General features: G+C 64.1%; 16 protein-coding genes. 3 read left to right on the top strand and 13 right to left on the bottom strand.

Annotated features, from left to right (window positions below):
• Position 1: 1 nt before the first annotated feature.
• Both NX773_RS18395 and trhP read right to left on the bottom strand, forming a co-directional pair.
• Positions 2 to 1,975 carry a helicase-related protein gene (locus NX773_RS18395; protein ID WP_258857750.1) on the bottom strand — a complete coding sequence of 658 codons (1,974 nt, stop codon included), beginning with the start codon at positions 1,973 to 1,975 and terminating at the stop codon, positions 2 to 4.
• Between the two features lie 194 nt (positions 1,976 to 2,169).
• Positions 2,170 to 3,537, bottom strand: a complete 1,368-nt coding sequence (gene trhP / locus NX773_RS18390) for a prephenate-dependent tRNA uridine(34) hydroxylase TrhP (RefSeq protein ID WP_258857749.1) — start codon at positions 3,535 to 3,537, stop codon at positions 2,170 to 2,172.
• Positions 3,538 to 3,737: 200 nt separating this feature from the next.
• Here trhP and NX773_RS18385 point away from each other — a divergent pair, with 200 nt between their 5' ends.
• Complete coding sequence (locus NX773_RS18385) at positions 3,738 to 4,016, top strand: hypothetical protein (protein WP_258857748.1); 279 nt, start codon at positions 3,738 to 3,740, stop codon at positions 4,014 to 4,016.
• A 44-nt stretch (positions 4,017 to 4,060) separates the two neighbouring features.
• Here NX773_RS18385 and NX773_RS18380 read toward each other — a convergent pair whose 3' ends face one another.
• The 11 genes from NX773_RS18380 to NX773_RS18330 form a co-directional block, all read right to left on the bottom strand.
• Positions 4,061 to 6,922: a M16 family metallopeptidase gene (locus tag NX773_RS18380; protein ID WP_258857747.1), complete on the bottom strand. Its 2,862-nt coding sequence runs from the start codon at positions 6,920 to 6,922 to the stop codon at positions 4,061 to 4,063.
• An 853-nt stretch (positions 6,923 to 7,775) separates the two neighbouring features.
• Positions 7,776 to 8,294: a hypothetical protein gene (locus tag NX773_RS18375; RefSeq protein WP_258857746.1), complete on the bottom strand. Its 519-nt coding sequence runs from the start codon at positions 8,292 to 8,294 to the stop codon at positions 7,776 to 7,778.
• Between the two features lie 91 nt (positions 8,295 to 8,385).
• On the bottom strand, positions 8,386 to 8,913 hold the full coding sequence (locus NX773_RS18370) for a hypothetical protein (RefSeq protein ID WP_258857745.1): 528 nt from the start codon (positions 8,911 to 8,913) through the stop codon (positions 8,386 to 8,388).
• Positions 8,910 to 13,793, bottom strand: a complete 4,884-nt coding sequence (locus NX773_RS18365; RefSeq protein WP_258857744.1) for an RHS repeat-associated core domain-containing protein — start codon at positions 13,791 to 13,793, stop codon at positions 8,910 to 8,912. Before NX773_RS18365 ends, NX773_RS18370 begins: the two co-directional genes overlap by 4 nt.
• A 400-nt stretch (positions 13,794 to 14,193) precedes the next feature.
• Positions 14,194 to 15,189: a lipoyl synthase gene (gene lipA / locus NX773_RS18360; protein ID WP_258857743.1), complete on the bottom strand. Its 996-nt coding sequence runs from the start codon at positions 15,187 to 15,189 to the stop codon at positions 14,194 to 14,196.
• A 5-nt stretch (positions 15,190 to 15,194) separates the two neighbouring features.
• Positions 15,195 to 15,899, bottom strand: a complete 705-nt coding sequence (gene lipB, locus NX773_RS18355; RefSeq protein ID WP_258857977.1) for a lipoyl(octanoyl) transferase LipB — start codon at positions 15,897 to 15,899, stop codon at positions 15,195 to 15,197.
• Positions 15,900 to 15,978: 79 nt separating this feature from the next.
• Positions 15,979 to 16,245 carry a DUF493 family protein gene (locus NX773_RS18350; RefSeq protein ID WP_258824096.1) on the bottom strand — a complete coding sequence of 89 codons (267 nt, stop codon included), beginning with the start codon at positions 16,243 to 16,245 and terminating at the stop codon, positions 15,979 to 15,981.
• Positions 16,246 to 16,798: 553 nt separating this feature from the next.
• A complete protein-coding gene (locus tag NX773_RS18345) occupies positions 16,799 to 18,892 on the bottom strand; it encodes a DUF6600 domain-containing protein (protein WP_258857742.1) in 2,094 nt (697 codons plus the stop codon).
• Between the two features lie 124 nt (positions 18,893 to 19,016).
• Positions 19,017 to 19,655 carry a LysE family transporter gene (locus NX773_RS18340; protein WP_258857741.1) on the bottom strand — a complete coding sequence of 213 codons (639 nt, stop codon included), beginning with the start codon at positions 19,653 to 19,655 and terminating at the stop codon, positions 19,017 to 19,019.
• Between the two features lie 94 nt (positions 19,656 to 19,749).
• Positions 19,750 to 20,034, bottom strand: coding sequence for an HU family DNA-binding protein (locus tag NX773_RS18335; RefSeq protein ID WP_258824093.1), 285 nt, complete (start codon positions 20,032 to 20,034; stop codon positions 19,750 to 19,752).
• A gap of 125 nt (positions 20,035 to 20,159) precedes the next feature.
• Positions 20,160 to 20,378 (bottom strand): BrnA antitoxin family protein, encoded by a 219-nt coding sequence (locus NX773_RS18330; RefSeq protein WP_258824092.1) that lies wholly within the window; start codon positions 20,376 to 20,378, stop codon positions 20,160 to 20,162.
• Positions 20,379 to 20,572: 194 nt separating this feature from the next.
• Between NX773_RS18330 and NX773_RS18325 the strand changes: the two genes are divergently transcribed.
• Together NX773_RS18325 and NX773_RS18320 are read left to right on the top strand one after the other, a co-directional pair.
• Complete coding sequence (locus NX773_RS18325) at positions 20,573 to 21,508, top strand: DUF808 domain-containing protein (protein WP_258857740.1); 936 nt, start codon at positions 20,573 to 20,575, stop codon at positions 21,506 to 21,508.
• A gap of 258 nt (positions 21,509 to 21,766) precedes the next feature.
• Positions 21,767 to 24,256 (top strand): TonB-dependent receptor plug domain-containing protein, encoded by a 2,490-nt coding sequence (locus NX773_RS18320; RefSeq protein WP_258857739.1) that lies wholly within the window; start codon positions 21,767 to 21,769, stop codon positions 24,254 to 24,256.
• Positions 24,257 to 24,448 lie beyond the last annotated feature (192 nt).

The following is a 24,448-nucleotide window of genomic DNA, read 5'->3' as shown; positions in this document are numbered from 1 at the left end:
TTCACCAGCGGCGGCGCTTGTCGGGGCGCTTGCGCGCCGCCGCGTTCTGCTGCTGCAGCAACGAATCCACGCGCTCGGACGCCTCGCGCGCCAGCTCCTGCGCCAGCTCGGTGCTGGGAAAGTATTCCGGCACGCGGTAGCCCAGCCAGGCATAGGCCGAATACATGCGGCAGGTGTCCTCCACCTCCTGCAGGTTTTGCCACAGCAGCGAGTCCGGATGCGGCTGCAGCGGGCACACCTTCTTCTTCGCCAGCGACAGCGCCCAGTGCTCCCACGCACTTTGCAGCACCGGCACCTTGGTCGACACCGGCACCAGCGACAGCGTGAACTTCTCCGCCACCGACAGCGGCAGCGTGTCCAGCCACTCGGCGCGCTCGTTCTGCTCCTCGGTGATCTTGGGGAAGAAGAAACCGTCCGGCACGTCGATGTTGTGGACAAAGCGCTTGAGCAGCTTGACCAGCGAGGTTTCGCCGGTCACGGCCGAGATGCGGTGCAGCTGCTCGAGCGAGGGCGCCACCGCAAACCCGCTGGACGGCACCGGCGGCACCTTTTCGCGCAGCAGCGCGCGCATGATCTCGTGCGTGTCGTCGTCATAGCCGGCGACAAAGCCTTCCTCGTGCACGCCAAAGCGCCCGGCGCGGCCGGCGATCTGGCGCGCCAGCGCGGCCGAGATCTCCTCTTCCTCGACACCGTTGTACTTGATCGCGGTGGTCATCACGATGCGCTGGATCGGCAGGTTCAGGCCCATCGCCAGCGCGTCGGTGCCCACCACCACGTCAGCCTGCCCCTCGCGAAAGCGCGCGGCCTGCGCACGCCGCACTTCCGGCGACAGGTTGCCGTACACGGTGGCCACCGACAGGCCCATCTCGGTGATCATGTCACGCCACATCAGCACCTCGCGCCGCGAGAACGCGATCACCGCGTCGCCACGGCGCAGGTTGCGCAGCTTGCGCACCGCGCCCGGCTCCATCGACAGCGGCGCCTTGCGCTTCAGGACGTGCACCTCGAGCTCGCATTCGAGCCGCGCCGCCAGCGCCTCCACCGCGCGCCGCGCCTCAGGGGCCCCGACCAGGTACACCACTTGGGCCGGCGCCCCGCACACGGCGGCGGTCCAGGCCGCGCCGCGATCACGGTCGGACAGCATCTGGATCTCGTCGATCACTGCCACTTCCACCGGGGTTTTGGTGTCGAGCATCTCGACGGTGGACGCCACGTGCGTCGCGCCTTCCGCGAGCCGGCGCTCTTCGCCGGTGATGAGGCTCACCTTCAGGTCCTGGCCGTGCGGCTTTGCTTCCAGCAGGCGTTCGTAGTTCTCCAGTGCCAACAGGCGCAGCGGGGCCAGATAGACGCCGCTCCTGGCGTTGGCCAGCGCTTCCATCGCGCGGTGCGTCTTGCCCGAGTTGGTCGGCCCCAGCAAGGCGATGAAGCGGCGCCGCATCTTGCTCGCCGCTTCGAAGGTCTGCGGGTATTCTGCCAGGTTGATGCTTTCCTTGGTGCGCGCCGCGTGGCGCTCTTCCTCTTCGCGCTCGACAGCGTGGGCCAGGCGTTGCGAGATGCGGTCGAACACGTACTCGGCCGGCTCCGAGGTTTCCAGCTCGTTCAGCACGTGCAGGAACAGCATCGGGTCCCAGCCCACCTCGTCGGCGCGGTCGGCGATGTCGGCGACGAACTCCTCGGCCTGGCGGCGCAGTTCCTCGATGTCACGCTCGCCCGCGCGCTCCTCGATCAGTGCGCGGCGCGCCGACAGGTCGAGCTTGCGCCACTTGCTTGGCTTGGCCAGCACGCCGCGGCTGGGCACCAGCTTGTAGGGCACGCGCAGGCCCTCGTAGCGCGCCTCGCCGCGAAAGCGCAGGAACACGCGGCCTTCCATCTTGACCAGCTCGATGCCGCGCTCGGCCAGCTGGAGGTCGTGCTCGAGCAGGGCGTCGTCGCCGCTGGTGGTATCGGGCTCGTCGTGGGTGCGGGAGTTGTTCATGGGTTCACTATAGCGCGGCGGGAGGGGGTGTTCTGTGCGGGTGTGAACGGTGACCGAAGTCGGTTACTCTCGCACGTCGTCCCCGCGCAGGCGGGGACCCATAGACAGCTTGAGTTGTCGAAACGTGACGCCGCAGGCCTGCTAGCTCAGCATGGGTCCCGGCCTTCGCCGGGACGACGTGCGGGGGCAGCGGATTACAGGAAGCGGGCGAGCAAGGCCTTGTCGAACTTGCCATCCAGCTCAATGCGCACCAGGTGCCCGCTACCCGGCGCCACCTCGATCGGCTTGCCTTCCACGTCCAGCATGCGCTCCAGCTTCACCTCGGCATTGCCGGACGGGTGGATCACCTCGATCCGGTCACCCACCGCGAAGCGGTTCTTCACCTCGACCGTCGCCCAGCCGCCCTCGACCGCCTGCACGTCGCCCACGTACTGGCTGCGGTTCGCCTCCGACGCGCCGCGCATGTAGTTCTGGTGGTCCTGCGTGTGGTGGCGCTGGTAGAACCCGTCCGTGTAGCCGCGGTTCGCCAGCCCCTGCAGCTGCCCCAGCAGGTCGATGTTGAACGGCCGTCCCGCCACCGCGTCGTCGATCGCCTGCCGGTACACCTGCGCGGTGCGCGCCACGTAATACAGCGACTTGGTGCGGCCCTCGACCTTGAGCGAATCGACGCCGATCTTCACCAGCCGCTCCACGTGCTCCACCGCGCGCAGGTCCTTCGAATTCATGATGTAGGTGCCGTGCTCGTCTTCCATCACCGGCATCAGCTCGCCGGGACGCTCGGATTCCTCGATCAGGTACACGCGCTCGGCCAGCGGGTGGCGCGGCATCTCGCCCAGCGACGAGAACGATTGCTGCTCGGCCTGCTCCAGCGCCTGACGGTAGTTGAAGCTGATCGATTCGGGTGCGATGCGGGCGATGTCGCCGGTCGCGTCTTCTTCCGCATTCTGGACCTTGTAGTCCCAGCGGCAGGAGTTGGTGCAGGTGCCCTGGTTGGCGTCGCGGTGGTTGAAATAGCCCGACAGCAGGCAGCGCCCGGAGTAGGCGATGCACAGCGCGCCATGCACGAACACCTCGATCTCCATTTCCGGACAGCGCTGCTTGATCTCCTCGACCTCGTCCAGCGACAGCTCGCGCGACAGGATCACGCGGGTCAGGCCCTGGCGGTGCCAGAACTTCACGTCCGCCCAGTTGACCGCGTTGGCCTGCACCGACAGGTGGATCGGCACCTCCGGCCACTTGTCGCGCACCATCATGATCAGGCCGGGGTCGGCCATGATCAGCGCATCCGGCTTCATCTCGATCACCGGCTCCATGTCCTTCAGGTAGGTCTTCAGCTTGGCGTTGTGCGCGAAGATGTTGCTGGCGACAAAGAACTTCTTGCCGCGCGCGTGGGCCTGGTCGATGCCCTGCTTGAGCGCGGCATGGGTCGAAAAATCGTTGTTGCGCACGCGCAGGCTGTAACGCGGCTGGCCGGCGTACACGGCGTCGGCGCCAAAATCGAAGGCGGCGTGCATCTTCGCCAGCGAGCCGGCGGGCAAAAGGAGTTCGGGAGCGGTCGTCATGACGCGAGGGTGCTTGAGGAAAGAACCCTCGATTATAACCAAGCGTCAAGCGGAACCGAAGAGCAGCAGGCGTGTCTGCAACGCATCTTGCCGTCAGACTGTGGGGTTACTCCTACGGTCATTGGCGAACTCTTCCTATTTCGAGCGCCCGCTTCCGCTCGCAGTATGTGGAATTCCCAAAAACAGAAGGAGGAATACCGATGAAGCCCTATCAAACTTTGCTGCTGGGCAGCCTGATGGCGTTCGCACTCGCAGCGTGCAGCTCGACGGACACCTACAACGGCCGCAGCAGCGGCTCGTCGATGAGCAGCGGAACGAGTTCCGGCTCGTCGATGGACAGCGGCGCATCCTCGACGGCCACCGGCGTAACCACCTCGGGCGGCACCACCGGCAATAGCAATACCAGCTCGGGCACCGGCACCACCGGCACCGGCACGACCACCGGCACCTCGACCAACAATGGTAACGACGGCCGCTAAGCTCCCCCGGGCTGGCCTGTCCAGCCCGGGCGGGCGCGGGTTCGCTAGTTCCCCGCCTGGCTTGCGGCCGCGGCCACGGTGGCAGGCCGCTCGGGGTTGAGCACCACCTGCACGTAGTTGTCCACCTTGAAGTAGCGCTGCGCGGCGGCGCGGATGTCAGCCGCCGTCATCGCATCCACATCGTCCATCACCTTGAGGATCCGGTCGGGATCGGTGCCGTCGAGCACAGACGCCTGCAAGCGCTGCATCCAGTAGACGTTTTCGCGCAGCGAACGCTGGTTGCGCTGGCGCCAGTTGGTCTTCACCTTCGCCAGTTCCGCCTCGTCGGGGCCGGCCGTCTTGAGCCGTTCGATCTGCTCGAACAGCGCAGCGACCACCTTGTCCATTTTCTCGGGGCCGGTCGGGATCAAGCCGCTGATCACATAGTGCTCGTACGGGATCTTGCGCACGGCACCCGATATTTGCGCCCCGTAGATGAGACCGAGGTTGGTGCGCAGTACCTCGTACAGGCGCAGGTTCATCACCTCCATGAGTGCCGCCATGCGCAAGCTTTCCTGCTCGGACCAGGCGGCCGGGCCGGTAAAGGTCACGGACAAGATGCTCTTCTGCTCGACTCCGCCCAGCACTTCCTTCTTGACCACGCCGGTCACGGGGCGCAGGCCGACATCGCGGTAAGCGACCGTCAGCTCAGAGGTCGGCAATGTCGCCAGATAGGTCGCCAGCAGCGGCTTGAGCTTGGCGACATCGAAACTGCCGACAAGGACGAACGTCATGCCCTTGGCGCTGGAAAAGCGCTGCCGGTAGATCTCGATGCTGCGGTCCAGGCTCACCCTGGCCGCATCGTCGAGGGTCAGTTCGCGCGGCTCGTACGGGTTCTTGTTGTACAGTGTATCGACGATCGCGTCGCGGAACCGCGCCTCCGGCTGGGCCTGGCGGTTACGCAGCATTTCCTTTTGCGAATCCATGTAGGCCTTGTACAGCGTCTCGTCACGGCGCACGCCATCGAAGCGCAGCCACAGCACTTGCAGCATGGCCTCGATCTCCTCGATGTCGGCACCCGAGTTGCCACGGACTTCATCGGTATAACCGGCCAGCAACGTACTTGCCGAGGCCGACTTGCCGGCCAAGATCTTGCCCATGTCCGCAGGCGAAAAGTCCTTCAGCCCCATGTTTGCCGCCACTTGGCTGGCGTAACGCGTGTTCGGAATATCCTTTTCGTCGAACAGCATCTGGCCGCCGAAACGGGCGCCGCTCAACATCACCTGGTCGCGGTGGAAGTCGGTCGGCTTGAGGATCACCTTCACACCATTGGACAGCGTCAGGCGCGTCAGCCCCAGCGCCTTGTCTTCCGATTCCTCGACGATGTTGCCAGGCGCGGGCGGGTGCTCCATCAGCCGCGCCGCCAATGCCTTGTCGGTGCGCTGGCCGATGTCCGCCTGCTCGGCCATGCGCGCCGCGGCCAGCAGCGCTTCGTGGGCTGGAGCGGGCGTGTCGGCACGCTCGACGCCCGAGTACACCACCAGCTTGCCCGAGTCTGCGGGAATGGTCTTGCGCGCGAAGGCGTTGACTTCTTCCAGCGTGATGCCCGGCAGGAACTCCTGGACCAGGCGGTATTCAGCCTCGGTCCCCGGCAGCGTCTCGTCTGCCAGGAAATTGCGCAGGTATTCGCCAACGTAGCTGGCTGAGTTGGTGGTGTTGCGCTCGTTGTACCCGCGTTCGTAGGAACGGAGCATGTTCTTGCGTGCACGCTCAAGCTCGGCTTCCGAGAAACCGAACTTACGCGCACGCATGTTTTCCTGCACCAGTGCGGCAATGGCCGGTTCGGCCCCGCGGGGACCGACTGCAGCAATGGCGTAGTAGGCTTGGTATCGCGGAGTAAAGCGAGTGATGCCCGTACTGCCCCCCAGGAATGGGGCATCCGGCTGCGTGATCAGGTCCAGAAGGCGCAGGTTCAGCATCATGCTGAACAGCGATTCGATTTTCTTTTCGCGGTAGCCGCCATAGGTCAGGCGCGCGGGGGCGGGGCTGACCGGATAGCGCAGGAACACGGCATTGCCGCGCGCCTCCTTGTCGGTCACGACCAGCGCCTCGGTATCCAGACGAGAGGAAATGTCCGGATAGTCACGCTTGCGTTCCGGTACCGGGTTGCTGAGCCCGGCAAAGTGCGCGCGAATCTGCTTCTCGGCTTCGGACGGCTCGATGTCGCCGACCACGACCACCGCCATCAGGTCCGGCCGATACCAGTCGCGGTAAAAGCGGCGCAAGGTGTCCGGCTTAAAGTTGCGCAGCACCTCCTCCTTGCCGATCGGCAGGCGCTCGGCGTACTTCGAGCCGTTGAACAGCTTGGGCATGACCACCTTGTTCAGGCGCTCGCCCGCGCCCTTGTGCAGGCGCAGCTCCTCGAGCACGATGTCGCGCTCCTTGTCGATGTCGGCCTCGTTCAGCGTCAGGCCGTGCGCCCAATCCTCGAGCACGGCAAAGCCCTTGTCCACGTTGTCCTTGCGGTCGGTGGGAATGGGCAGGATGTACACGGTCTCGTCGAACGAGGTGTAGGCGTTCAGGTCGGCCCCCATCTTCACGCCGATCGCCTGCATGTAGGTCACCAGTTCCTGCCGCTTGAAATGGGTCGAGCCATTGAACGCCATGTGCTCGACGAAGTGGGCCAGGCCGCGCTGGTCGTCGTCTTCCAGCACCGAACCGGCCTTCACCACCAGGCGCAGCTCGAGCCGCTGCGCCGGCATGTTGTTTTTGTGGATGTAGTAGGTCAGGCCGTTGGGCAGCTTGCCCACCTTGACCTGGGGGCCGACCGGAATCGGCGCCGACAGATCGACCGCCGCGAGCGCGGGCAGCGTGGCGGCAAGCAAGGTAACGGTGAGGGCAAGGCGACGGAGGAAGTGTCGGGGCATCGGCAGGTCCGCGTTCAAGAAGTGAACACGATTCTAGCCCGCCGCATTGTCAGAATTCTCTCGAAAAGTTTCCCCTATGCACTCGGAATGCCGGGCAATAAAAAACCGGGACCTGGGTAGTACCCGGGTCCCGGTTGTTCATGCAAGATCGCCGGCTCAGGCGCCTTCGACTGTGAACGGTCAGAAGATAACGAGACAACCGAACCTCTTTGACGCATATTTGACTAGAATTTAGTGAGACAAAAATGGTTAATTCTTGAGACAAGTTCAAGCCAGTGAAATTATTAACCGCACTGTCACGATCTCATCTGCGATACACAGCGAAACGCGGCCCCCACGTTCTTTCTGCAACCTTATAAATTCGGCGCTCCACCCATTCATTGGCATAATTTAGACCAATCACCACCTGCTGACTTTCATCGACGTACACATCAGACATCCGTTCCACAGGGTAACGCTCGGGCGGGTTCCCACCTCCTGTAAGCTCGACCCATGCTGGCGATTCTATTTGATGGTCCGTTGTCCCGTCCGGATTGAGAACCACTGCATTGTCCGGGCAACTCATGTCCGCAGATCCAACGACAACTACAAGCAGATCGGTCGTCGGATCTAGTGCGGCCCACCCATATTTGGGACGGAACTCGTGGCTGGACCCCGCGTACTCCCACTTTATTGCGCGATCGCGGGCATCACTGACAGCACGAGCTCTAGCAGTCTGGCCAGTTAACGGATTATCGGGGTGCGACACGTCGACAGGCGCTGCCGTCCCGGATACGTTTACGTAGCGAAGATTGGAAAATCTACTCATTACATGTGGGCCGTGACGCCCAGACACTCGGGGTAAATTACCAGCTCAACTTCGCCCGACGCCGATAACCTCTCCCCATTGCCTAGCAAAAGGATCATACAAGCGAGTCTGAACCCATTGAAAACAAAAATACACTCCTAGTGCAATCTTTCCTTTTCTAGATTCCACAAACGCGAAGCCCTCTGCGGGGTACTGCTCTGTCATTTTCCCGTCGAAGCTATGTTCGACATAATTCGGCAGATCGATGACGTGGTCGAGCTTCCCATCTTCCGCGAAGACGGCCGCATTGGTAAGCCAAACTATTAATGGCTCCTGTCGGCCGACCGCAACGACACGGGTCCGTGTAGCGTCATAGATTGCGCGACAGCCTTTGTCGAACGCTATTTTTACTTCGCCCTCATCACCTTGGTGCCTGAAGAAGTACCAACCAACGCCACGGTTAGTATTAAATAACGACAACGCCAGTGCTGACTTGTTCGGGCCGAGGAAATATGGATCGTCTGGTGTATCGAAGTAGCCGACTTCGCCTTTCGCGTTGAAGTAGTAAAGACCGTGAATGTTCATGATATTGTAGTGAGCGCTGCGCTCGAGCGAGTTGCCGATTGGCCCACAGCCGTTTGGGCACGAAGCATCCGGTGTGTCAGTTCATCGGGATCTATCGACGGTAAATTTGATCACGTTCTAGCCATTGTTGCCTAATTGGATCGTAGTATCTGCGCTCAACCCACTCGTATCTGAATTCCAGGCCAATCAATGAACGGCCGTTCTTCAAGAGCACCTCCGCCATTGCTTCAACTGGATAGCGGATCGTCCTCGGTGCTTGTCCTGGGAGTTGCTCGACCACTTGTTCAACGGCCGCAGGCGGAGTAATCACATGATCTAAGTCGCCGTTAGCTCGAAAAGCGGCCGCATTCGCCGGGCGACGAAATTGGGTATCGCCATAAGCAAGGATAACGATGAGCAAATCTGAGGATGGGTCAATCGCCGCAATCACGGGTGACTTGAAATGGAGCTCCTTCGTTCCCTGAGATTTCGTTCGCCACTGAATCGTGCCGAGGTCTCCCATTAGTACAGATTTTGCCAAGTTCGAATGCCCAAAATATGGGTTATCGGTAGCCGATGGGTCCACTGGAGCGGAAAAACCATCGCGGCTGACGTAGACTGCATCGTGAAAATCGCTCATAGTTGGATGGGGTTAGGAGTGGGCTCTAAAAAATCACGCCAATTCAGACCTTTATCTAACAAAAGCTGATACTGTTCAGCACCGCCCGGGTAACTATCATATGGGGGCTTACGGGAAGTGAGCGCCCCGGCGAAACCTTTACGGATCGGTATCGGAGCCTTAACTGTGTATTCTTGAATGACACAACAGTTGCTTCCTGGCTCCTTGAATTCCTCAAGCAAAGCTAGTTTTTTCCTCGCCTCGGCCAAACTCGTAAACCGTTCCGGGGTCGCCCATCCACCCGGCCGAGTAGCGTCTTTTAGATTTATCATGTATATCTTCGTTCCAGGTTCGAGCCACATGTCAATCACCAGCAGTGCCTCTGCCCATGGTGAATAGTCGTCCGGGTGGAGCGCCAACTGTTCTTTGTTTGCTACGCTGCCACTACGCGATCTGCCCGGCTTAAACTTTCCAAACCAAGATTCAGTAATCGCCGCCGCTGTCGCTGCTTTTTGCGCCGCCGCACTGTCCTTGAAGACGCGCCTGATCAGCTTTGCAATCTTCGGAGCGCCACCGGCGGCGGCTCCCGCCCCAGCTGCCACAACCGCCTTGCCGAGATCCTTCGCCAGTATATCCCCCGCCCGTTGTAGATCGCCTTCGCACTTGGCATTGACGATGAGCGATCCCGAATCGTAAAGCCCCGAGATGACATCCCATGCCGCCTTACCCATGAAGCCAACGCCAGTGAAGGCCATGACGATGTCGGCAAGCCATCCGTATGGTGTGAATTGGGCACCGGCCCAAAGTGTGAAGATGCCAGCAGTCGTCGCCAACGCGGCCGGACTGACCATTTCTTTAAGCGCATCACCCAGCTCGCCCGGGTACTTGTCCGCGACGCGCTCGACCACGTACTTGAGCTTGTCCTGGAATACCCAGCTGCTGACCGGGCCGGCCGGTTTCGCCTGCAGGCCCAATGGGTCAATCCGGTCGACCGGATTGTTGTCGCCGAACGCGTACGGATTGGCGCCGCCAAGCAAGCCGAGCGGATCTGCGCTCAGGTAGCGCCCGCTCGCCGCATCGAGGTAGCGCCGCGCGTTATAGTGCAGCCCCGTCTCTTCGTCAAAATACTGGTTCGAGCCGCGTAGGTTCAGTGTCAGCAGATTGCCCGGCGCCGGGCTCGCCTCGCCGTAGCCCAGCACATCCGCGCGCCAGACGATGCGCCGCCCTTCACCCACCACGGCGCGAGGGGCGCCGGTGTGGTCTGCGACGATTACGAAGACGTCGTTGCGGCGCGCCTGGCGGGCCGCCCCGCCCGGAAGCGCCGCGAGCGCCATCACCGGCAGGGACGCGCTGCTTTTTGCCTGCAACATGGCGATCGGCCTCGATCCTGCCAGATCCTCAAGCCAGACATACTGGCGCGTGAGGATCAGGCTGCCCGCGTTCGGCTCGGCCTCCGCCACCAGCTGATTCCCATCGTAGAAAAAGTAGGTGACCGACCACCGGTCGTTGGCGTAGACGACTTTCTTGATTCGTTCGCCAAACGGGTTGTACGCGTATTCTGCGACCGGCTTGCCATCGCGCTCGACCTTGATGAGGCGCTGCTGGCTGTCCCAGCGGTACGACATGGCACCAGCACGTTCCACACTCCCAGCACCGTTGTAGAAGTACGGCACGTTGCGCTCACCCACCTCCGACCGGATGATGTGGTTATTGGTAGGCGCAAACCGGTACCTCGTCAGCATCGTCCCCGCAAGGCGTGCCAGCACGTTGCCGCCCATGTCGTAGGCGTACCCACGCTTGCTGTCAGGAGCTCCGGCGGTCTCGGCGCCCACAAACCGGCCAAATGAATCGTAGGCATATGCGGTCGTCATACCGGACGCGCTGCGCAGCCTTAGCTGACCGAGAGCGTCCCGCCGTTGCTGTTCTTCCCAGACCCCAGGACTGCCAATGCGCGTGATGTCCCCATGCTGGTCCAGCTCACGAATGTAGGAAACGCCGTTGGCGAGCTGGTAGCGCTGCCTGACAAATCCGTCGTCGGCGTCGTTCAATCCATCGAGCAGTACGGTCCTGCCGAAGAGATCCTGGCGCGCGATTCCGGCCAGCAGTCCAGCCTTTGGGTGCATGGTACCGTTATAGCGGTAGAGCAGAACCTGACCATCCGGCAGCATTTTCCTGCTGAGCTGGCCCCGTTCGTCGTATGCGTAACCTGTCGTAAAACTGTGACCGTCGATGATCCGTGTATGGGCGATGAGGCGCGCAGCGTCATCGTATTCATAACGTTCCTCCCCCGCTGGGAATACGATGCGTACAGGACGACCAGACTTGCCGTAGCGGATCATGGTCTTCCCTTCGGGCGCGACCTGTTCGATCACCCGGCCTGCCAGGTCGTACCGGTATTCCACCGTGACCGCGTCCGAGGTGCCGTAGCCGGTCGTCTTGCCGGTCAAATGGTCGGCGGCGTCGTAGCGGAACAGCGTCTCTCCGGCGTCGGCGCTACTGACCCTGACCAGGCGTCTGAAATCGTCGAAGCAGTGTTCGCTCTCGATGCCGCGCGCGTCCGTGAACCGCGCCGGCTGGCGATTTTCTTGATCGGCAAACCTCGTAACGCGGACGGGCATGAGAAACGCTTCGGGCAAGCCAGAGGCAATCTGCATCAGGTCCGGCTCGCTCAGCCCCGCCTTACCTTGCTCGAAATCGGCGTGCGTCTCGGGAGCCGTCAAAAGTCGCGAAAGATCAGACCGCTGCGCGATGCTGCCGTCCGGGTTGAGCAATTCACGCGAGAGCAGCTGGCCCTCGGTATTTCGGTTGATCCGGATCCGGTTGTTCTGCGCGTCGAAAATTTCGCTGACACGGCCATCGCCGTCATAGGCGTAGTACGCAACCTGCCCGGTCGCTTGCCTGACGCTCGCTAGCTGGCCGAGCTCGTTGTACGACAAGTGTTCGCTAACGTTACCGGTCCGCCGCAGCACGAGGTGCCCGAGCCGATCGAAAGCAAATCCAACCTCGACACCGCTTGGCGTGCTGATGCGGCTCGGCCTGCCCGCGTCGTCGTGCTTGAGGATGGCAGTAACGCGCCCGCCGGGCGCGATCATCCGAGTCAGGATGCCATGCCGGTTTTGGCTTTCGTCGTAGATAGACAGCCCGGCCGTGCCGGCGGCACTGTTCGGCATCGCGCTCGCGTTCGCGGCACCGTGATCATATTCGAACACCGTGATGTCCGAATCGCGCGGGCTATTGCTTGGACCGTTTCGAAGCGGGCCGTCGATCCGGGCAAGCAGACTGCGACCGTTGATGTTGGTGTAGCCAAAGCTCGTGGTACGTTCTATCCTCGTTGGCTGCGTGCCGTCGAATCCAGGCACCCAGCCGCTTTCTTCGACACTCAGCGGCTGACCAGCCTCGTTGTAGGTGACCCGAGTTACCGCTTCCTTGCCTTGCACCACGCTGGGACGCGCAATTAGGACCGGCGCAAGCTTGGCGCCGTCGTATCCGAAGCGCACTTGCAGCCTTGGCGTCCCGGCTTTTCCGTTCCAGTACAGGATCTCGCTGATCGCCGCGACGCGACCGAGCGAGTCGCGCTCCACCCGGCGCATCGCCAACGGCGCCCCATCCTCCGACAATTTCGTCGTTTCGATCAGTTGGCCGCGCTGATTGTAGCCATACCGCACGTTGGTCTCGCCGCAGGCGACGCATCCTGCCCCACGCACTTCGAGCAGGCGATGTTCGCCCGCAATCGTCGCGTACAGGTAGGTCGTCTTCTGACCCAGGCTGTTCGTCAGGACCGTCTTGCCGGGTTCGACGGTGCTGAGCTCGACGCGTCCCGCATTGCCGGCGTGGGTGCTGAGGTTCGCTCGGCCGTTGACGTCGTAGCCATAGGTGGCATAGCGTCTTCTCATTGGCCTGCCATCGCTGCCGACCGTTTCGATGCTGATGCCCGTGAGTAGCCACGGGATCGCCGGATTCTCGTGATGGTAGATGCGGGTAATGCTACTGTCTGTCGCTCGCCTGGCACCCGATGTCGGTCCTGTATCCGGCAAGCCACTTGGCAGTCTTACGCGGACAAGGTTTGCCAGCAGGGCGCGCGGGTCCAACTTGCTGCCTTTCGGCAACTCGCTGCCGTATTCATACTCGAACCGGCCAACCGGGCTGTCGATGTACCGGACGCCATGAAAGTGTTCAGCGTCCCTTCGGTTGGAATAAACTAAGCGAAGAGTGCGACCCTGCGGATCGATCACACGTACCAGTAGGTTGGCGCTATCGTAGATGAGTTGGACAACTTCGCCGCTCGGTGCGGAGATCCGTTCAAGCTTGCCTGCATGGTTGAAACGGAACGACCGCCCGTTCGGCCATGTCCATGTGTATGAGAGCTTGCCATTCGCCTGCGTGTTGAGTCGCATGATCCCGTTTGCAGGGTTGGAGCTGCTGCACAAACTGGGATGCTTGGGATCCCTGCCGAAGATCGCGCGGCCTCCATCGGCTTGCAGCACCTGGATCACGCCGTATCTGTCAACAAGCTCCGTCTCATATGATAGGCGCCATCCCCGCCCGATCAACCCATTCCAGTTTGCCGGCGCGCTGTAAGCACTGTTGTAGTGGCGGATGATCTCGAGGCCGAGAATGCCGGGAAGCGCGGGCATATCGTCCTCGCGCTGGTACTTGTTACCGGTGACGACGTTAATGGGATTCCCCGCACCGAGGTTCGTACCGCTGCTTGCGCCCAGGCTCGCCACTGAATTGAGCGAACAGCTATTCGGCTCGCCTCCAGGGGCTGGGCTGCAGCTTTGGGCGCTGGCCGTGCCGATGAGCAGGACCGAGCCGAGTACGACGATGAATGCGAGTGGCCACCGCAACACGGCCGCCGGACGGACTTCAAAAGCCGACACCCGCTCTGCGCCACCGCTCATAGCGTTCCTCCCCGCGACCCGTTACTTCGGTTTCTTGGAAGAATGTTGCTTTTGAGCGGCTCAGGTATTGATCCAGCGCAGATCAAATACGGCCTGAAACGTTCCCGAATCAGGCGGCACGCGGGACTAGACTACGTGGTTGGGCGCTGCGGCCCACTGCTTTACGCGCCCTCGATCCCGACATGGGCATGAGAGTTACGACTGTAGCCAGAAGAGAACGGGACAGCTGCACCGAGGGCTGCACTCATCGAAACGTCGGGTTCGGGAACGCGACATCGCCAAACTAGTCGACTCGCAATTCCCATCCTACGGAAAGGCGATGTTCGACGGTAAGGTATTGTTTCGAAACCAGTTTAGAAAAATCGGCCGCCGTGCCGGACTCCGATTTTCCTGCTGATTTTTAGTCGTTCACGCCTTCGACACCGGCGTTGTGCGCCTGCTGGTCCGCATGGTACGACGAGCGCACCATCGCGCCCACGGCGGCGTGCACGAAGCCCATTTCGTAGGCCTTTTCCTCGAACATCTTGAAGGTGTCCGGGTGCACGTAGCGGCGCACCGGCAGGTGCGAGTTCGACGGCGCCAGGTACTGGCCGATGGTCAGCATGTCGATGTCGTGCGCGCGCATGTCGCGCATCACCTCGAGGATCTCCTCGTCGGTTTCGCCCAGGCCCACCATCAGGCCCGACTTGGTCACGGCCGACGGGTACATCTTCTTGAAGTCGCGCAGCAGCTGCAGCGAGTGGTGGTAGTCGGCGCCCGGGCGCGCTTCCTTGTACAGGCGCGGCACGGTTTCCAGGTTGTGATTCATCACGTCCGGCAAGCCGTCGGCGAAGATGTTCAGCGCTTTTTCCAGGCGGCCGCGGAAGTCCGGCACCAGCACCTCGATTTTGGTGCGCGGCGACAGCTCGCGCGTCTTGGTGATGCAGTTGACGAAGTGGCCGGCGCCGCCGTCACGCAGGTCGTCGCGGTCCACCGAGGTGATCACCACGTACGACAGGCGCAGGTCGGCGATGGTCTTGGCCAGGTTGCCCGGCTCGTTTTCGTCCAGCGGGTCGGGGCGGCCGTGGCCCACGTCGCAGAACGGGCAGCGGCGGGTGCACTTGTCGCCCATGATCATGAAGGTCGCGGTGCCCTTGCCGAAGCACTCGCCGATGTTCGGGCAGCTCGCTTCCTCGCACACCGTCACCAGCTTGTTGGCGCGCAGGATGTCCTTGATCTCGTAGAAGCGCGACGAGTGCGTGGCCGCCTTCACGCGGATCCAGTCCGGCTTCCTCAGGCGCTCGGTATCCTCTACCGGCACGATCTTGATCGGGATGCGCGAGGTCTTGCTGGCGCCCTTCTGCTTTTCGCTCGGGTTGTAGACGGGTGCGGTGCCGGTATCGGTGTCGGAAGTCATGAGGCTCATGCCCTTGTGAGGCTGTCAATCGGGTTGTTGGGTGCTGGCTGGGGTTCCGCAGCCAGGTGGCGCACCAGCGCCTGCGCGAGCGCGTGCTGGACGTCGGCCAGCGGCGCCTCCACGCCCATCGTGCGCATGTCGACCGTGGCCAGGCCCGAGTAACCGCACGGGTTGATCCACGAGAAGGGGGTCAGGTCCATCGCGACATTCAGCGACACGCCGTGGTAGGTGCAGCCGTTGCCACGCACCTTGAGGCCAAGCGCGGCGATCTTGGCGCCCTTGCGGGGCCCTTGCGCGATGTAGATGCCGGGCGCACCGGCGATGCGTTCGCCTTCCAGATTATACGCCGCCAGCACATCGATCACGGCTTGCTCGATGCGATTGACGAACTGGCGCGCGTACAGCTTGCCGGCCGGCTTCTGGCGCCGCAGGTCCATCAGCAGGTAGATCACCACCTGGCCGGGGCCGTGGTAGGTGACTTCGCCGCCGCGGTCGGTCTGCACCACCGGGATCTCGTGCGGGGCCAGGATGTGCGCGCGGTCCGCGCCCAGGCCCAGCGTGTACACCGGCGGGTGCTCGACGATCCACAATTCGTCCGCCGAATCGGGCGTACGCGCGTCGGTGAACGCGCGCATCGCGGCGAAGATCGGCTCGTAATCGGCGCGGCCAAGCTCGCGAATGATCGGCCTGGCGGGGCGGGTCGGGTGCATGGAAAATCGGTCGGGATTGGTGAACAGCCCCGTCATTATAAGCCAGCGCCCACGGCCGCGCCTTGAAGGCAGCCAGTTTTTACAGCACCACCTTGACCATCGGATGGCCGGACAGCGCGCGGTAGATGTCGTCGAGCTGCTCGCGGCTGGTGGCGCGCACGATCACGGTCAGGCCGGTGTAGTTGCCCTTGGCCGAGGGGCGCACCGTCATCTTGCCAGAGTGGAAAGTCGGGTCGAGCTCGACCAGCACGCTGGTGATGGTGGCGGCAAACTCCTCGTGCGTGGCCCCCATCACCTTGATCGGGAAGTCGCTCGGGTATTCGATGAGGGATTCGTTCGGGTCCATGTGTGTTCCAGTTCAAAAGCGCATTGTAGCCAATGTGGGGGCAAACCCCGGTGGCGCAAGATGGGCGCCGTCGTCCCGGCGAAGGCCGGGACCCATGCCAAGCGCGCGCGGCTGAGCGGAAGCTGCGCGGTCGTGCATCCGGGTTATGGGTTCCGGCGTTCGCCGGAACGACGGCCCCAAAAAAATGCTTTGTCCGACGTCGTTCCCGCGCACACGCGGCTCCCGAAAAAGCCGGGTAGATGCGCACTCAGCATGGGTTCCCGCCTCCGCGGGAACGACGGGTTACATTCAACACGTAACGCGGAGGGCGCAAAAAAACGGCCGGCTCAAGGCCGGCCTAAACTATTCCCATCGTAGAGAGAAATAGCGGGACAAAATCGGTACCGGGAATCCCTGCGGCACGGGGCGCCTTGCGCCGCTGGTGCCAAAAAGGCAGCGCCCGCAGGCGCTGACCCGATGCTGGAACTGTACCGGTCGGTCCCGCCGCCAGCCATCGGAATGTGACGGAATGCATTTTCCGGTGGCTGGATTGCGGATAGGCGGGATAGCCGCGTCAACGCTCCTGCTGCCGGGCGTTGTCTTCGCGCGCGCGCTGGGGCACGGGGGCGGCAGCGGGTGCCGGACGCGGTGCGGGCGGCGCCTGCATTGCCGGCGACGGCGGCGGCGGCATCTGGCGCATCACCGGCGGCGGCGAAGGCGGCGGCTGGAACTGGTGCGCCACCGGCGGCGGGGCGGCCTGCGCGGGTGCCGCTGGCGGTGCCTGGTGCACGGGCGGCGGCATCTCGCGCCGCTCGAACTGGCCGCGGTGCGGCCGCTCCGGCGGCGCCGGCATGGCTGCCTGCGGCGGCGCAACGCCGGCGGGAACCGGGCCGGGGGAAAGCGGCAGAGCCCGCTCGCGGCGCGGCTCGTCGCCTGTGTCCATCTTCTCGTGGCGCCACTGCAGGCGCGACGGCGGCAGCGGCTGCGCCTGTTGCTGGCCCGGCAGCACCGGCGGCGCCGACAACACGGTCACCGGCTGCGGCGGCGGGCGATGTTCGGGAATCACCGGCTGCTGCGTCTGGATCGGCTGGCCCGGCTGGATCACCGGCGGCGCCGACATCGCGGCCACCGGCTGCGGCGGCTGGCGGTGTTCCGGAATCACCGGCCGCTGCGGCTGCGGCCCATTCAGCACGGGCGGGGCCGACAGCACCGTCACCGGCTGCGGCGGCTGGCGATGCTCGGGGATGACCGGGTTGGGCTGGGTCGAGAGCACCGGCGGTGGCGCCTCGCGGCGAGCGCGTTCGTCGCCGCGGCGCTCGAAGCGGTCGCGCTCGAACCGGTCGCGGTCGAAGCGGCCGCCCGGGCCACGCTCGCCGGGTCGTTCGTCGGCGCGGCGTTCCTCGCCACGCGCGTCGCGCTCGCGCCGGCCCTGGGGCGGCGGCGGCGGTGCGGCGCCCGGCACAGCCTGCAGCGCCTGGCGCGGCACGGCCGCATGCGGCGCCTGCGTCACCGGCACGCGGCCACGGTGCGCAAACTGGTCCTGCGGCACCACGGTGATGCCGCGCGGCTCGGGCGCGCGATGGCGAAAATCGGGGCGCACATCGCTGTTCCAGCGGCGCAGGTGCTCTTGCGGCGCACGGAAGCCCGGCACGAAGCGCTCGTGCGGCGACAGCGGGTACCAGCCGCGCGCAGGCAGCGCCTGGTGGCGGTCGGTGAAGCGCAGGTTCCAGTTCGAGCCGCCGACCCAGCCGACCAGCGCCGGCGCCCACACCGGCCGGTGTTCGCGGTGTCCCGGCGCCCAGCACCAGCGGTTGTTCACCACCACCCAGCGCCCGTAGTGGAAGGGCGCGTAGCCCCACGGTGCGTTGTCCACCCAGGTCCAGCCCCACTGGTCCATCCAGACCCAGCTGCCGTCGCTGTACGGCGCCCAGCCCGGCGCCACCACGGTCGGGATCCACAGCGGGCCGTATTCGGTGCTCATCTGCCAGCGGCCGTAGCGGTCCAGGTCGGAGTAGCCGGTCATCTCGGTGGTCACGTAGCGCGTGGCGGCCGGTGCCTGGGCGTAGCGGTCGCGGTCCTGCGCCCAGTCGTCAAATGCGTCGCGGGTGGCGACGAACGTGCGCACGTCGTCGTCCTGCAGCTCGGCGCGCTTGCCGGCGCGCAGGGTCAGGCTGGCGCCGCCGCCTTCCACCCGCGCGGCGCCCTCGAACACGGTCACGCTGCTGGTGTCGGCCACGCGCTCGGCGTCCACCCGCAGCCGGCCCGGTTCCTGCATGCGCACCCGGCCTTCGGGCGTGGTCAGCTCGAAGCCGCCCAGCACGTCGGGGTTGACGATGCGGATGCTGGCGCTGCCGTAGTGCAGGCGCAGGCGCAGGTTGTCGTCGTCCAGCGCGATCACCTCGAGCGACGAGTCGCCGTCCAGCCGGATGAAGGTCGAGCCCACCTGCAGTTCGGTGCGCGCGCCGCGCGCCGTGGTGATCATCTCGTTGGAGGTGACCGGCCAGTTGACCTGGGCGGTGGTGGTCTCGATGCCGTCGCCGCCGACAGTGACCTGGCCCTGCGCGAGCGCGACACGGCCGACGACCGCCGGCGGGTCATCCGCCAGCGCCTGGGTGGACGCGGCGGCAAAGGCCAGCAGCATCATGGTGTTCAGTAATCGGTTACGCATCACATCAGCTCCGCAAGGAAAGGACGAACGACTGCACACTGATTACAACGCACGCTCCGCGCGGCGGACAACGTGGGTTACAGAAAGTTGCATCTGACCTGTTACCACAACAGGCCGGCAAGACTCACGCGGCGTGCCCGCGCTTGACGAAGAACAGCAGGGCGCCCACCACCATCAGCACGCCGCCGAAGAAGCGGTTCTGCATCTTGACCATGCGCGGATCGCGGAAGTAGCGCTGCATCGACGAAGCCAGGAAGGCATAGCCATGCATCACGATGGTATCGATCGTCACCATGGTCAAGCCCAGGATCACGAGCTGCAGCAGCAGCGGCGCATCCTTTTCGATAAAGCCCGGCAGCACGGCCACCATGAAGATGATGCCCTTGGGATTGGTGGCGTTTGTCAAAAAGCCGGCCAGCACCCGCTTGCCGAACGATGGATGGGCCGACAGGCCCTCTGTGGACACGGCGCTGGCCTCGGCTTTGGAACGCCACTGCGACAGCCCCAGGTAGATCAGGTACAGCGCGCCGACGGTCTTAACCACCGCAAACGCCAGGCTCGACGCCAGCAGCAGCGAGCCGACGCCGGCCCCGGCGATCGCGAACACCAGGAGCAGCCCGAGCTGCAGGCCGAGCACGGTGCCGCTGGCTTTCTTCACGCCGTAGGCAAGACCATGCGACATCGACAGCACTGCGCCCGAACCAGGGGAAATGGCAATCAGGGTGCCGGCGATGACAAACGCAATCCAGGTGGTGAAACTCATTGCTAAGGCGGGGAAAAGCGAGGGGGGAACAGCAGGACAGCCGGCCCGCAGCAACCGGCGGTGCCGGGCTGCGTGCCATGCCGCGAAGGAGAGATTACTTCTTCTTCGGATTGACGGCGGCCTTCAGGGTCGCGCCGGCAGCGAATTTCGGGGTCTTCGATGCAGCGATCTTGATCACTTCGCCGGTCGACGGGTTGCGGCCTTTGCGGGCAGCGCGCTTGCTGACCGAGAAAGTGCCGAAGCCGGTGATGCCGACGGTCTCGCCCTTTTTCAGGCGCTCGGTGATGATCTCGATGACGGTGTTGACCGCGCTGTTGGCAGCGGCGCCGGACATCTCAGTACGTTTCGCAAATTCTGCGATCAGTTCGCCTTTTTTCATAAGTCCCTCCGGGGTTAAAAGAGCCCGCAGATTAGCACAAATATTTCTTAATGTAATCTTTTCTACGGAGCCCTTGCACCGAAGGAACCCTTGCTGTGACGGGATCGCGACGTTTCAGCCGTGCTTTACGCGCGGCACGCCAGCGCCAGCGGCGCGGCCGGGGCGGCCAGGCCACTGCGCAAGGCGGCATTGATCAGGGTCTGGTAGCCGGTGCCGCAGCGTTCGGACAGCTCGCGAAATTCCTTGAGCACTTCGTCGTCCAGGTAGATCGTGATGCGCGTCTTGCGCTTGGGCGGGCGCGAACGGCGGGTCGGGACGGCGGCGATTGGCTGGTCTGCGTTCATGACATCTCCTTCGATTCATTCAATGCTGCTCCACGGCAGCGCTGGAGATTGCACTGTACATATCCACCCCGCCAAAAGGCAGCGGCACGCGACGAGTTGCAAAAATCGCGGCCTGAAATGCAAAAAAACGGGCCCAAGCGTGCATACCGGCGCCGTCAGTTAAGATGACGCAATTGCCACAATAGGAGTAGGGAATGGCTGCAGGCAGTTTGCTGGCCCTGATCGACGATATCGCGAGCGTGCTGGACGACGTGGCGCTGATGAGCAAGGTCGCTGCCAAGAAAACCGCGGGCGTGCTGGGCGACGATCTGGCGCTCAACGCGCAGCAGGTGTCGGGGGTGAACGCCGACCGCGAGCTGCCGGTGGTGTGGGCGGTGGGCGTGGGGTCGCTGCGCAACAAGGCGATCCTGGTGCCGGCTGCCCTGGCGATCTCGGCCTTTGTGCCGGCGGCGATCACCCCGCTGCTGATGGTGGGCGGCGCCTACCTGTGCTTCGAAGGCTTCGAGAAGCTGGCCCACAAGTATTTGCACAGCGCGGACGAGGATCGCGCCCACGAAGCGGAACTGGCCGCTGCGGTGGTCAGCGACACCGACCTGGTAGCGCTGGAAAAGGACAAGATCCGCGGCGCGATCCGCACCGACTTCATCCTGTCGGCCGAGATCATCGTCATTGCGTTAGGCACCGTCTCGGGCGCGCCGTTCGCGCAGCAGGTGGCGGTGCTGGCCGGCGTGGCGGTGCTCATGACGGTGGGCGTGTACGGCCTGGTGGCCGGCATCGTCAAGCTCGATGACGCCGGCCTGTACCTGAGCCGGCGTGCCGGCGCGCTCGCGCAAGGCGCCGGGCGCATGCTGCTGGCGGCCGCGCCACGGCTGATGAAGGCGCTGTCGGTGATCGGCACGGTCGCCATGTTCATGGTCGGCGGCGGCATTCTCGGCCATTCCATCCCGCCGCTGCACCACCTGGCCGAGGGCGCGGGCGCCGCGGTGCGCACCGTACCCGGCGCCGGCCCGGTGCTGGCCGCGGTCACGCCCAGCCTGGTCGATGCGGTGGCTGGCGTCGTCACCGGGGCGGTGGTGCTCGTTGTGGTACGTCTGATCGCAAGGCTGCGCGGCAAGGCTGATGTCGCTTGAACGCGTGGGCAGGAAACCTGCCCACCCTACGGCGACGGTGGTAGGGTGGGCAGATTCTGCCCACGCGTTCAGCCTGCACCTGAGCAGCCCAAAAACCGCACTAAAACGGTGCATTTGCGCACCATCGCGGCACCATCTGTTGTTAATACCCACTCAGCATTTAGTTTCAGATTGACATCTTCTGCAGTGCACCCGAGTATCAATGTTGCGCATTTGAAAAGCCAAACGCGCGAGACAGATAACAATGGGGAAAAAAGCATGCAGAAGAGAAGACTCGCAACGGAAAAACAAGTACTCGCCCTGGCCATCGCCGCGCTGTTCGCCGGTGACGCCGCCTGGGCACAGGAAGCGGCCGCCACCGACTCGAACAATGTCGTGGTCGTGACCGGCACCCGCGTCGCCAACCGTACCGCCCTCGATACCGCCGCGCCGGTGGATATCATCGGCGCCGACAGCCTGAAGAACGCCGGCTCGACCGAGCTGAACCAGGCGCTGTCGGTGGCCCTGCCGTCGCTGAACTTCCCGCGCCCGGCGCTGACCGATGGCACCGACACCATCCGCCCGGCCACCCTGCGCGGCATGGCCCCGGACCAGTCGCTGGTGCTGGTCAACTCCAAGCGCCGCCACGCCTCGTCGCTGGTGAACCTGAACGGCTCGATCGGCCGCGGTTCGGCGGCGGTGGACCTGAACACGATCCCGACCGCGATCGTCAAGAACATCGAAGTCCTGCGCGACGGCGCGGCCGCCCAATACGGTTCGGACGCGATCGCCGGCGTGGTCAACATCCGCCTGCGCACCGACCGCACCGGCGGCGAAGGCACCATCACCTATGGCGCCCGCATCACCGAATACGACCTGAAGAACGACAACCCGCCGGCCGGCGGCACCTGGGCCGGCCCGTCCTCGCGCAAGCGCACCGACGGCCAGACCGGCACCGTCAGCGCCTGGAAAGGCCTGGCATGGGGCGACACCGGCTACGTGGTGCTGGCCGCCGAGTACAAGGACCAGGCCCACACCGAGCGCAGCGGCTACGACATGCGCCAGCAGTACGCCAAGGTCAACGGCGCGTATGACCCGCGCGAGCTGACCATCAACCGCTTCAACGCCTGGTACGGCGACCCCGAGATGAAGCAGTCCACCCTGTTCGTCAACGCCGGCAATACCTACGGCGACGTCAAGGTGTACGGCTGGGCCAGCTACCAGAACCGCGACGCCCGTTCGGCCGGCTACTTCCGCCCGCCGCAGGACAGCCGCAACATCCAGTCGATCTACCCGAACGGCTTCCTGCCGATCATCGCCCCGCAAGTGGTGGACTACAGCGCCCTGGCCGGCGCCACCTGGACCTCGGGCGCGTGGGACATCGACGCCTCGCTCGGCTACGGCCGCAACGAGATGACGTTCGACATCCAGAACACCCTGAACGCCTCGATCGGCCCGTCCAGCAAGACCGACTTCGACGCCGGCGGCTTTGCCTATGACCAGACCGTGTTCAACCTGACCGGCGTGCGCACCGCCGACGTGGCGGGCCTGGCTTCGCCGCTGAACATCGCGATCGGCACCGAGGCGCGCCGCGAAGGCTACCAGCTGCACGCCGGCGAGCCGGACTCGTACCGCTACGGCGGCGTGGTGCTGCCCAACGGCACCCCGGCCGCACCGGGCTCGCAGGTGTTCCCGGGCTTCCGTCCGGCCAACGCCACCAACGCCCACCGCAGCGCGCTCGGCGCCTTCGTGGACCTGGAAGCGAACCTGACCAAGGAATTGCTGGCATCGGTCGCCGTACGCGGCGAGCACTACACCGACTTCGGCAACAACCTGTCGGGCAAGCTGTCGGCGCGCTATGACTTCTCGAAAGCGTTCGCGCTGCGCGGGTCGGTCCAGAACGGCTTCCGCGCACCGTCGCCGCAGCAGCAGAATTTCACCTCGACCTCGACCAACTTCATCAACGGCGTGCCGTTCGAGATCACCACCTTCAAGCCGACCGACCCGGTCGCGGTGGCGCTCGGCGCCAAGCCGCTCAAGGCCGAGAAATCGGTGAACGGCTCGATCGGTGCGGTGCTGCGCTTCGACCCGGTCTCGATCACCATCGACGCCTACCGGATCACGGTCAAGGACCGCATCATCCTGTCCGAGAACCTGACCCAGGCCAACGTGCGCAACTACATCACCTCGCAAGGCTTCATCGGCGTGGGCGGCGGCCGCTTCTTCATCAACGGCGCCGATACCCGCAACCAGGGCCTGGACGTGGTGCTGAACGCGCCGTACAACGGCGGCACCGCCGGCCACTTCGACTTCACCCTGGCCGGCAACGTGAACAACACCAAGGTCACCCGCGTGATGACCACGGCCCAGCTGGCTGCGCTGAACCCGGCGCCGTCGCTGTTTGACCGTGTGAACGTGCTGACGCTGGAACGCGGCCAGCCGAAGAACAAGATCACGGCCAGCATGAACTGGAAGCTCGGTGCGTGGGCTTCGACGGTGCGCGCGACCCGCTACGGCGAAGTGCTGTCGCCGGGCACCACGCCGGCCTTCGACATCCTGCTCTCGCCCAAGACCGTGGTGGATGCGGAAGTGCGCTACACGGCATCGAAGCAGCTGACCTTCGCGCTGGGTGCGGACAACCTGTTCGACACCTATCCTGAGACGCTGCCGCCGTCGCTGAACACGACCGGCAACACGCCGTTCGCGAACTTCGGCCCGTTCGGCCACTCGGGGCGCTTCGTGTACGCCCGCGCGAACTACGCGTTCTGAGTTAGCGCATAAACCGTCGCCCCGGCGCAAGCCGGGGCCCATGCCGAGCCTCGGAACTCGCACCAGCAGCGTTTTCGCACACTCAGCATGGGTCCCGGCTTTGAACCGCCACAAAGAAGTTGGACAGCCGTGTTACTAAGCCCCGATGTGCTTGAGCCTGTATTGAACTGGACTCAGGCCATCGAGGGCTGC

The sequence above is a fragment of the Massilia solisilvae genome, assembly GCF_024753215.1.
Taxonomy (GTDB): domain Bacteria; phylum Pseudomonadota; class Gammaproteobacteria; order Burkholderiales; family Burkholderiaceae_D; genus Telluria; species Telluria solisilvae.
This window is presented reverse-complemented; position numbering and strand designations above follow the sequence as displayed.

What these genes read in the sequence shown, in the direction of transcription:
- NX773_RS18395 (WP_258857750.1), bottom strand. Translation starts at nt 1,975, where the DNA reads ATGAACAACTCCCGCACCCACGACGAGCCCGATACCACCAGCGGCGAC.
- trhP (WP_258857749.1), bottom strand. Translation starts at nt 3,537, where the DNA reads ATGACGACCGCTCCCGAACTCCTTTTGCCCGCCGGCTCGCTGGCGAAG.
- NX773_RS18385 (WP_258857748.1), top strand. Translation starts at nt 3,738, where the DNA reads ATGAAGCCCTATCAAACTTTGCTGCTGGGCAGCCTGATGGCGTTCGCA.
- NX773_RS18380 (WP_258857747.1), bottom strand. Translation starts at nt 6,922, where the DNA reads ATGCCCCGACACTTCCTCCGTCGCCTTGCCCTCACCGTTACCTTGCTT.
- NX773_RS18375 (WP_258857746.1), bottom strand. Translation starts at nt 8,294, where the DNA reads ATGAACATTCACGGTCTTTACTACTTCAACGCGAAAGGCGAAGTCGGC.
- NX773_RS18370 (WP_258857745.1), bottom strand. Translation starts at nt 8,913, where the DNA reads ATGAGCGATTTTCACGATGCAGTCTACGTCAGCCGCGATGGTTTTTCC.
- NX773_RS18365 (WP_258857744.1), bottom strand. Translation starts at nt 13,793, where the DNA reads ATGAGCGGTGGCGCAGAGCGGGTGTCGGCTTTTGAAGTCCGTCCGGCG.
- lipA (WP_258857743.1), bottom strand. Translation starts at nt 15,189, where the DNA reads ATGACTTCCGACACCGATACCGGCACCGCACCCGTCTACAACCCGAGC.
- lipB (WP_258857977.1), bottom strand. Translation starts at nt 15,899, where the DNA reads ATGCACCCGACCCGCCCCGCCAGGCCGATCATTCGCGAGCTTGGCCGC.
- NX773_RS18350 (WP_258824096.1), bottom strand. Translation starts at nt 16,245, where the DNA reads ATGGACCCGAACGAATCCCTCATCGAATACCCGAGCGACTTCCCGATC.
- NX773_RS18345 (WP_258857742.1), bottom strand. Translation starts at nt 18,892, where the DNA reads ATGCGTAACCGATTACTGAACACCATGATGCTGCTGGCCTTTGCCGCC.
- NX773_RS18340 (WP_258857741.1), bottom strand. Translation starts at nt 19,655, where the DNA reads ATGAGTTTCACCACCTGGATTGCGTTTGTCATCGCCGGCACCCTGATT.
- NX773_RS18335 (WP_258824093.1), bottom strand. Translation starts at nt 20,034, where the DNA reads ATGAAAAAAGGCGAACTGATCGCAGAATTTGCGAAACGTACTGAGATG.
- NX773_RS18330 (WP_258824092.1), bottom strand. Translation starts at nt 20,378, where the DNA reads ATGAACGCAGACCAGCCAATCGCCGCCGTCCCGACCCGCCGTTCGCGC.
- NX773_RS18325 (WP_258857740.1), top strand. Translation starts at nt 20,573, where the DNA reads ATGGCTGCAGGCAGTTTGCTGGCCCTGATCGACGATATCGCGAGCGTG.
- NX773_RS18320 (WP_258857739.1), top strand. Translation starts at nt 21,767, where the DNA reads ATGCAGAAGAGAAGACTCGCAACGGAAAAACAAGTACTCGCCCTGGCC.